Origin of the sequence: Plantibacter sp. VKM Ac-2885, from assembly GCF_015351205.1 — a bacterium.
GTDB lineage: Bacteria > Actinomycetota > Actinomycetes > Actinomycetales > Microbacteriaceae > Plantibacter > Plantibacter auratus.
In genome coordinates, this window is the sequence record NZ_JADKSK010000001.1 from 1,959,771 (window position 1) to 1,967,437 (window position 7,667).

Here is a 7,667-nt window from a genome sequence, read left to right on the forward strand (position 1 = left end):
CCGAGCCACCGTCGATGACGGCGGCTCGGGCCCGATGTCGTCGGCCAGGGGAAGCCCTGGTGTCGACTGCTGGCCCGGCATACACTTCCGCCATGCTGGTCGAAGGCACCATGCGGTGGCAGGTCACGGAAGACGCTCCGATGGCCCTCATGCTGGCGCTCGCGTTCCGCGACATGGCAGGGCTCGGGGGGCGATGCGTCGCGCAGCTTCCGGCAGTCACGCCGGGGCTGGAGCGGATCGACGTCGCCGGCCTCGACCTCGACGCGCTCGCCGTCCAGTTCGACGGCTGGTGGACCGGGATCGCCCGTCGCGACACGCGCCTGTTCATGGCCGAGGTCCGCCCACCCCACTTCGAGGTGTTCGATCGAGCCCTCGACCTGCAGGAGCTCGCCTACCGGGCGTACGACGACGCGCACCGCTGGGCGTCGGCTCGCATCCGGGAGTACGAGCGCGCGCTCGCAGGCCGATCGCCGAGTCGCCTCACCGACGTCTACGAACTCATCCGCGAGCGTCAGTTCGAGTTGCGCCGGCAATCCAGCTCGTTCCGGTTGGACCTCGAGGTGCTCCCGATCTGCCGACCGGGTGCCTGGGTGGTCGCGCCCGACACGATCGTGGTCAGTGAGTCGCTCCGGGACGACCGGGAGGCCTTCCGCGAATGGCTACGGCCGCTGGTCCACGGCCTGGTCTGATCCGCTCGCGACGCGCTCGACCGGCCGACGGGTCGGGTTCAGGAGCACGACCGCGATGATCGAGCCGACAGCGCCGGCAGCCGCCATCGCGGCGGTGAGCGGGTGGGAGATCTCCGCGAAGGGCATGATGAAGGCGCTCGCGAGTGCGATCCACACGGCGACGTGTGCTGGCTTGCGTTCCGGGTCGAGGCGCAGCTTGCGGGGGTGCTCGACGCGGCCGAGGAGTGTGCCGACGCCCGCGAGCAGGACCGCGACGACGAGCAGCACGACCGGTCGGGTCCACCACCACGCGGCGCTCAGCGGTTCCGCGAAGGGGATGCCGAGGGCGAGCTGGAGACCGGCGACCGCGATGATCAGGGGGAGATGCCAGAGGTACACCGTCATCAGCCGGGACCCGATGAGGAAGACGACCGCTCGCGCGGCGCGGGTCCGCATGATGGCGGTGAGTAGCGGGTGCACCAGGGCGAGCAGGGCGAGCTGCCCGACGCCGAGGACGACGAGGGGGAGGGTCGGCGGGTTGAGGTTGCCGAGCATGCTGGTCGAGTACGGCATCCAGGTCGTGATCGGCACGAGCGCACCGTAGGAGACGAGCACCACGGCCACGAGGACGAGGCGCGGAACGGAGCGGAGACGTCCGTCGGCCAGGAAGAACCCGAACTGCTGCAGCAGCGGCCAGACGAACACCAGGTTGACGAGACCGATGCCCAGGAGGCCGGTCGAGTAACGGACCACGTCGACGAGTATCACGCCGGCTAGCAGCGCCGCACAGGTCAGGAAGGGGTGGCGGTCGTGGCAGGTGGCGAGGAACGGGGCGACCGCCTGGCAGAGCAGGTAGGCGGCCAGGAACCAGAGCGGGGACCCGACGCCTGCGGCGACGGCCTCGATGATGGCGGGGTCGACACCGAACGCCCCGGCGAGCCACAGCCCCGCGGCGAGGAAGAGCAGGACCGGGATCGTCGGCAGGGCGAGTCGGAAGACCCGGGACCGGAGGAAGTCGCTGGTCCCGCCACCACGTCGGACGGTGCTGCGCCAGCCGGTGATCGTCGCGAAGCCGCCCACGATGAAGAACAGCGGCATGATCTGGCCGAACCAGGTACCCGTGTCGAACCAGGGTTGCTGCTCCAACGCTCGGGAGATGCCGATCGCGCCGTCCGGCTCGACGGCCACCGCGACCATCAGGAGGTGGACGATGACGACCGTCACGACGCACGCGACGCGCACGAGGTCGAGGGCGAGGTCCCGCCCGGAGAGGTCTGGGACCGCCGGGGCCGACCCGGTCCGCGTTCGCGTGCTCATCGCCGGACAGCCTAGCGTCGCCGGGCCCTCCCGCCTCGGCCCTTGTGGAGAGCGTGTCGGAGGCGACTGCGACAATGGAGGCATGAGTCGGCAGGATGGAGCGTCTCGTCGCGTCTCGGCGCACGATGCCGACGACAGCGGTACCCCCATCCTCCACGTCGACATGGACGCGTTCTTCGTCTCGGTCGAGCTCTTGGAACGGCCCGAACTGCGCGGTCTGCCGATCATCGTCGGCAACAAGGAGGGGCGGTCGGTCGTCACCTCCGCCAGTTACGAGGCTCGCCGGTACGGCGTGCGCGCGGCGATGCCGGTGTCCCAGGCGATGCGCCTCTGTCCGAGCGCCGTCGTGTTGCCGCCCCACCACGGCAGGTACCGCGAGTACTCCGACCGGGTGATGGAGGTGTTCGAGTCGGTCACGCCGCTCGTCGAGCCGCTGAGCATCGACGAGGCCTTCCTCGACGTCTCCGGTGCGGTCCGGTTGCTCGGGAGCCCGCGGACGATCGCCGCGCTCGTGAAGCAACGGGTCCTCGACGCGACCGGTCTGCCGTGCTCGGTCGGCCTGGCGTCGACGAAATACGTCGCGAAGCTCGCCTCCGGCCTGTCGAAGCCCGACGGCCTGCTGGTCGTGCCCGCCGACGAGACCCTGGCGTTCCTCCACCCGTTGCCGGTGGGTGCGCTGTGGGGCGTCGGTGGTCGGACGGAGGAGCAGCTGACGAACCGGGGCATCCGCACCATCGGTCAGCTCGCCTCCACCCCCTTGTCAATGCTCCAGCGCGCGGTCGGTGAGGCCTCCGGTCGCCGACTCCTCGAGCTCGCGAACGGGATCGATCCGCGCGGCATCGAGCTGGCACGACGCGAGAAGAGCGTCAGCCACGAGGTGACCTTCCCGACGGACGTCTCGGACCCGACCATCCTCAAGCGCGAGCTGCTGAACCTCGCCGGCCTCGTCGCGATCCGGCTCCGGAAGGGCGGCTACGCCGGACGGACGATCAGCATCCGCGTCCGCTATGCGGACTTCAGCGTCGTCACCCGGTCGCGCACCATCGGCGAGGCCACGAACGTCGGGCGTCGGGTCTACGACGAGGCGGCGTCGCTGTTCGACGACCTCGATCGCGGCGGACGCCTCGTGCGCCTCGTCGGGGTGAAGGTCGACCAGCTCGTCCCCGCCGATGAGGCCGGTGCCGGGCTCTGGGACCCGGACGAGGAGTGGCGTGAAGCCGAGCAGACGATCGACCGGGTCGCGAGCCGGTTCGGCGATCTCGCGATCGCTCCCGCCTCCCTCCTCGGCAAGCCGAGGCGTCGCGGACTCGGCAGTCGCGGAGACTCGCAGGGTGCTGGGAGCACGGATCAACCCCTTGGACCGGTGGATACCGAGCGGTAGCCTCGCGGTATGACGAATCTCGTGGAGAAGCTGGCAGAACAGGCGAAGGGGCTCGGCGTGTCCGCAGCCTACGGGGAGCAGCAGGACGTCGACGGCACGAAGCTCGTGCCCGTCGCACTGACGTACTACGGCTTCGGCGGCGGCTCCGAGGGCGACGGCGACGACGCCCCGAGCGGCGGCGGTGGCGGTGGCGTCTCGATCCCGGTCGGTGCCTACATCAAGACCGACGAGGGTCTCCGTTTCGACCCGAACCTCATCTCGCTCATCGCCGTCGCGATCCCGTTCATCTGGGTGAGCGGCAAGGCTCTGGCCGGCCTGATCAAGGCCCTCAAGAAGTAGCCCTCCCCGTCGCACCCCTGTCGTGCGACTGCGCACGGCAGGGGTTAGACTCGTGCCACCACGGGAGTCCGGTGAACCGGGCTGAGAGGAAGGTATTCGCCTTCGACCGTCGAACCTGATCTGGATCATGCCAGCGCAGGGAGACCATTTCTCGCTATCCCGTGCTCTTTTCCGTCTACAGGAAGGGCACGTATCGTGTCAGCATCGACCAAGATCTCACCCTCTGAACGCGTTGCGTCGCGGACCTTGCGCTGGAGGGTCGTCGACATCGTCGTGGTCGCCGTGCTCGGCGTCGCGACCGGCCTCATCTTCTGGGCGTGGAACACGCTCGGATCACTCTGGTACGCGGGCGCCAGCGCCGTCACGCCCGGTTTCGGCGGGATCGCCGTCGGAATCTGGCTCCTCGGTGGGGTGCTCGGCGGACTCATCATCCGGAAGCCCGGCGCAGCGCTTCTCGTCGAGACCATCGGAGCGATCGTCTCGGCCCTCATCGGCAACGCATGGGGTGTCACGACGGTGTACTCCGGCCTCGCCCAGGGCCTCGGTGCTGAGCTGGTGTTCGCGGCGCTCGCGTACAAGCGCTTCGGCCTCGTTCCGGCGATCCTCGCCGGTGCCGGAGCCGGGGCCGGCGCGTGGCTCCTCGAGCTCGTGATGTCGGGCAACCTCGAGAAGGGTGTCGAGTTCAACGCGATCTACCTCGGTTCGCTGCTCGTCTCGGGCGCGATCCTCGCCGGTGTCGTCGGATGGGCACTCGTCAGGGCACTCGCGTCGACCGGAGCGCTCAGTCGGTTCGCGTCGGGGCGGGACGCTCGGCGCGAGGTCTGATCGTGCCGGGAACGGCTGCGACCGGTCCGGCGCGCGTCGTCGCGCGGGACTGGGGGTGGCGTCATGCCGGTCGGAAGGCCTGGGCGGTGCGCGACCTCGACCTCGTGATCGAACCGGGCGAACGGGTCCTCCTCCTGGGGGCGTCCGGTGCCGGCAAGTCGACGCTGATCCACGCACTGGCCGGCGTCCTCGGCGGCGCGGACGAGGGGGAGTCCCACGGCTCGCTCCTCGTGGACGGCGTTCCGCCTGAACGGGCGAGGGGTCGCATCGGGCTCGTGCTGCAGGATCCCGACTCGCAGGTGATCCTGTCCAAGGTCGGTGACGACGTCGCCTTCGGCTGCGAGAACCTCGGCGTCGAGCGCGAGGAGATCTGGCGCCGCGTGGACGCCTCACTGGAGGCCGTTGGACTGGACCTGCCGCTGGACCACTCGACCTCGGCGCTGTCCGGCGGTCAGAAACAGCGGCTGGCCCTCGCCGGCGTACTCGCCATGCACCCCTCGCTCCTCCTGCTCGACGAACCGACCGCGAACCTCGACCCGGCCGGGGTGGCGGAGGTGCGGGACGCCGTCGCTCGGCTGGTCGATGACGGTTCGTCCACCCTGGTCGTCATCGAACACCGCGTCGACGTCTGGCGCGAGCTGATGACCAGGGTCGTCGTGCTCGACGCCGACGGCGGTGTCCTCGCCGACGGGCCACCCGACCTCGTCCTCGACGACGTCGGGCAGCGCCTGGCCGATGCGGGCGTCTGGGTGCCGGGCATCCCGCTGGGGTTGGCCCCTCGTCCGGTGTCCGGCCCATCAGCGGCGGTCATCACGACCGACGACCTGGCGATCGGTCGAACGCGGAAGCAGCCGGTGCAGGAGCACCTGGGGCTCGCGGTGCCCGAGGGCGCGGCGACCGTCATCGTCGGCCCCAACGGGGCGGGGAAGTCCACGCTCGCGCTCACGCTGGCGGGACTGCTACCGGAGATCACGGGGACGGTGACCGCCGCTCCGCAGCTCGCCGGCAGGCTGGGATCCCGGCCGATACGCTGGAAGTCCACCGAGTTGCTCACGCGCATCGGGACGGTCTTCCAGGATCCCGAGCACCAGTTCGTCTCATCGACCGTGCGGAACGAGCTCGGTGTCGGCCTGCAGGCCCTCCGCTGGTCCCGGACCGCCATCGACGAGCGGGTCTCCGAGATCCTCGAGGCGCTCGGATTGGGTCGTCTCGCCGAGGCGAACCCGTTCAGTCTCTCGGGCGGTCAGAAGCGCCGGTTGTCGGTGGCCACCGTCCTCGCCGCCCGACCGGCGGTCATGGTCCTCGACGAGCCGACGTTCGGGCAGGATCGACGCACGTGGCTGTCGCTCGTCCGCCTGCTGCAGCAGGAGCTCGAGCGCGGCGCGACGATCGTCTCCGTCACGCATGACGCGGGGGTCGTCGAGCATCTGGGCGACCATCGCATCCTCCTCGAACCGCTGGAACTCGGGAGGCGGGCTGCATGACGAGCGTCACTGCAGCGGAGCGCTCGACGGTGTTGCACGATCGACCGCCACTCGACCGGGTGAATCCGGTGACGAAGGTGCTGGCCGTCCTCATCCTGTCCGTCCCGTTGCTGCTGACGATCGACTGGGTGAGTGCGAGCACGGCGGTGCTGCTCGAAGTGATGCTGTTTCCGCTCTCCGGCCTGCGGTTCACCGCGTTGCTGAAGCGGGCCCTGCCGGTGCTCGTCTTCGCGCCCATCGGCGGGATCAGCATGCTGTTGTACGCGAAGCCGGGAGGGACGGAGTACCTGTCGCTCGGGTTCGTCCGCGTGACGGACAACTCGATCGAACTGGCGGTCGCCGTGACGATCCGCGTGTTGGCGCTCGGTCTCCCGACGATCCTGCTCTTCGCGCGGGTGGATCCGACCGATCTGGCCGACGGGCTGTCCCAGATCGCGAAGCTGCCGTCGCGGTTCGTGCTCGGGATCCTCGCTGGAGCGCGGATGCTCGGACTCTTCATCGACGATTGGCGCAGTCTCGCGCTCGCCCGTCGTGCCCGTGGGCTGGGGGACCGGGGAGTGGTCCGGCGGTTCGCGTCCATGGCGTTCGTGCTGCTGGTGTTCGCCATCCGCCGCGGGAGCAAACTCGCGACGGCGATGGAGGCGCGGGGGTTCGGGGCACCGATCGAACGCACCTGGGCCAGACCGTCCCGCCTGGGCCGGGCCGATCTTCTGGCCGTCCTGGTGACGATCGCGATCATGGCCCTCGCGCTGTCCACGGCGGTCCTCGCCGGTACGTTCCGGGTCGTGGGCCAGTGAGCGCGGTTCCGCCGGTCCTGCTCATCGACGGACGGTCGGGCACGGGGAAGACGACGCTCGCCTCCTCGGTGGCGTCCGCGTTGACGGCCAGCACGGTCGTCCACATGGACGACCTGTATCCGGGGTGGGAGGGGCTCGACGAGGGTGCTCGACTCCTCGTCGAGTGGATCCTCGAACCGTTCGCCGAGCGGCGCGCGGGGGAGTGGCGGCGCTGGGACTGGGAACGGTCCGCCCGTGCGGAGGCGCACCTCGTGCCGAGCGACCGTCCACTCATCGTCGAGGGTTGCGGGTCATCGTCGCGGTCGTCGCGGGTGTGCGCCGACACGGTGCTGTGGCTCGACGCGCCGGTGGTGCAGCGCACCGACCGCCTCATCGGGCGCGGTGACGGTGTCGACTGGCTCGCGGGATGGACTCTCCAGGAGGATGCGTTCATCGAGCGGGAGCGGCCCGACCTCGACGCCAGCCTCCGCATCGAGGCGACCGGCGCCGCGGACCAGGTCTCATCCCTCGTCCTCGACACCCTCGCGCACGACAGTCGTGGACGTTGGAATCCTTGGTTGCGCGAATAGCGATGAGCGTCCGGGTATCCGGTCCCTGAGCCGGTCGAAGGGTCAGGTTCCGGTCATCGGTCCCTGAGCTTGTCGAAGGGTGGTGTGCCCCCGGCAGGATTCGAACCTGCGACCAAGAGATGAGAAGGGTCCGCGAGAGCTTCTGGTGTGCCCCCGGCAGGATTCGAACCTGCGACCAAGAGATGAGAAGGGTCCGCGATGTCGTGTGAGGTGCCCCCGGCAGGATTCGAACCTGCGACCAAGAGATGAGAAGGGTCCGCGATGTCGTGTGAGGTGCCCCCGGCAGG

8 protein-coding genes, 1 pseudogene and 1 riboswitch are annotated in these 7,667 nt (G+C 69.8%); of the genes and pseudogenes, 7 read left to right on the plus strand and 2 right to left on the minus strand.

Going from position 1 to position 7,667, the window contains the following annotated elements:
- Nucleotides 1–92: 92 nt before the first annotated feature.
- Nucleotides 93–689: a hypothetical protein gene (locus ITJ66_RS09435; RefSeq protein WP_194644443.1), complete on the plus strand. Its 597-nt coding sequence runs from the start codon at nt 93–95 to the stop codon at nt 687–689.
- Here ITJ66_RS09435 and ITJ66_RS09440 read toward each other — a convergent pair.
- Nucleotides 660–1,985 (minus strand): acyltransferase, encoded by a 1,326-nt coding sequence (locus ITJ66_RS09440; protein ID WP_194644444.1) that lies wholly within the window; start codon nt 1,983–1,985, stop codon nt 660–662. The genes ITJ66_RS09435 and ITJ66_RS09440 overlap by 30 nt on opposite strands.
- A gap of 82 nt (nt 1,986–2,067) precedes the next feature.
- Between ITJ66_RS09440 and dinB the strand changes: the two genes are divergently transcribed.
- The 6 genes from dinB to ITJ66_RS09470 all read left to right on the plus strand — a co-directional run bounded on the left by dinB (nt 2,068) and on the right by ITJ66_RS09470 (nt 7,380).
- A complete protein-coding gene (gene dinB, locus ITJ66_RS09445) occupies nt 2,068–3,366 on the plus strand; it encodes a DNA polymerase IV (RefSeq protein WP_085510654.1) in 1,299 nt (432 codons plus the stop codon).
- Between the two features lie 9 nt (nt 3,367–3,375).
- On the plus strand, nt 3,376–3,705 hold the full coding sequence (locus ITJ66_RS09450; RefSeq protein WP_079705686.1) for a hypothetical protein: 330 nt from the start codon (nt 3,376–3,378) through the stop codon (nt 3,703–3,705).
- 50 nt (nt 3,706–3,755) lie between these two features.
- Nucleotides 3,756–3,864: riboswitch (TPP riboswitch) on the plus strand.
- Nucleotides 3,865–3,900: 36 nt separating this feature from the next.
- Complete coding sequence (locus ITJ66_RS09455; protein WP_194644445.1) at nt 3,901–4,530, plus strand: ECF transporter S component; 630 nt, start codon at nt 3,901–3,903, stop codon at nt 4,528–4,530.
- Nucleotides 4,531–4,532: 2 nt separating this feature from the next.
- Nucleotides 4,533–6,014 carry an ABC transporter ATP-binding protein gene (locus tag ITJ66_RS09460; RefSeq protein WP_370582603.1) on the plus strand — a complete coding sequence of 494 codons (1,482 nt, stop codon included), beginning with the start codon at nt 4,533–4,535 and terminating at the stop codon, nt 6,012–6,014.
- Nucleotides 6,011–6,811 (plus strand): energy-coupling factor transporter transmembrane protein EcfT, encoded by an 801-nt coding sequence (locus ITJ66_RS09465; RefSeq protein ID WP_194644447.1) that lies wholly within the window; start codon nt 6,011–6,013, stop codon nt 6,809–6,811. Before ITJ66_RS09460 ends, ITJ66_RS09465 begins: the two co-directional genes overlap by 4 nt.
- Nucleotides 6,808–7,380, plus strand: coding sequence for a hypothetical protein (locus tag ITJ66_RS09470; RefSeq protein ID WP_194644448.1), 573 nt, complete (start codon nt 6,808–6,810; stop codon nt 7,378–7,380). The genes ITJ66_RS09465 and ITJ66_RS09470 overlap by 4 nt, the downstream gene beginning before the upstream one ends.
- 85 nt (nt 7,381–7,465) lie before the next feature.
- Here the strand turns inward: ITJ66_RS09470 and ITJ66_RS09475 are convergent.
- Nucleotides 7,466–7,538 (minus strand): annotated as a pseudogene (locus ITJ66_RS09475).
- Between the last annotated feature and the right edge of the window lie 129 nt (nt 7,539–7,667).